The organism is Limosilactobacillus portuensis (genome assembly GCF_014838735.1).
GTDB classification, from domain to species: domain Bacteria; phylum Bacillota; class Bacilli; order Lactobacillales; family Lactobacillaceae; genus Limosilactobacillus; species Limosilactobacillus portuensis.
The window spans coordinates 1-1,004 of sequence record NZ_JABUXQ010000067.1; the positions used below are offsets into that span (position 1 = coordinate 1).

Genomic DNA, 1,004 nt, shown 5'->3' on the forward strand with positions numbered 1-1,004 from the left:
TTAACTTGAATTCCCCGAGTTTTAACCGTCAGGCTCGTCCTTGGACTTTCACGGAAGCCATTAAAGGACGCTACTGACAGATGAAGCGTAACGTTGGGTGTTAAACCCGCCCAATGAAAGTGCTTTGTATTAGTAACCGTGCCAATTAATTGATCACCGTTTCTGATTCGATACTGCATTCATCATCAGTCCCAACTTAAATCAAGCGAGTTTGGTGTTACGTTAGTTGCCGCTAAGTTGGTCACGTTAACCAGCGCTTCGTAAACCGTTAAGCTAATCACATTAGAGACCTTTTCGCCAATCTTGGCGGTAATATCAGCGGTTCCCGCTCCAACAGCGGATACATTGCCATCACTATCAACAGTAGCAACATCAGTATTCGATGAACTGAGGACTGCTGCACCGTCAGTTTCATTAGCCGGCGTAATCGTAACAGTAACCTTAGCGGTTCCACCAACTTCAAGCGCTGTCTTGTCAATTGCCAAAGTAATACTTTGAACTGGAATAGCACTCGTTTTGACCGTAATCACGTTCGACTTAGCACTTTCTCGTAAGCCATTGTAAGAACTAACAGCGAAGCGATAAGTTGCGTTAGCCGTTAACCCCGTAACGGTGTATTCTTTCTTGTTCTCAACTTCAGCAACCTTCTTCAGTTCACCGTCCGTTCCGACGCCTTGATAAATATAGTATTTCATTAACTAATCCCTCCATAGTAACCGTTGCGTGTGTTCATCAATGTAGACTGCTCGTAAGTCCGTTGGACTTGTTGGCTTCGAGAAGTAGCCCGTATTCGGTGATAAGTAAGAATTACCTTCTCCATCACCTGCTTGGGCTTTAGCGTCATCAATCGGCATTCCCAAGTCAACCTTGATCGTCCGGTTACCGTCAATCAGATACCAAGCACCGAACTTATAATGCGGTACGGCATCAAGATAGAAGTTCCGGGGAATCTTAACCTTAATTGTGTTTGCATCCGGGTATTCCGCAATGCAATTAATCAGCTT

The 1,004-nt window shown here is 44.7% G+C and carries 1 protein-coding gene and 1 pseudogene; both read right to left on the minus strand.

Features of this window, described 5'->3' with window-relative positions; translation table 11 throughout:
- Nucleotides 1-185: 185 nt before the first annotated feature.
- Complete coding sequence (locus HUK49_RS10560) at nucleotides 186-695, minus strand: Ig-like domain-containing protein (RefSeq protein WP_191913665.1); 510 nt, start codon at nucleotides 693-695, stop codon at nucleotides 186-188.
- Nucleotides 696-698: 3 nt separating this feature from the next.
- Nucleotides 699-1,004 (minus strand): annotated as a pseudogene (locus tag HUK49_RS10565) (BppU family phage baseplate upper protein); the annotation flags it as partial.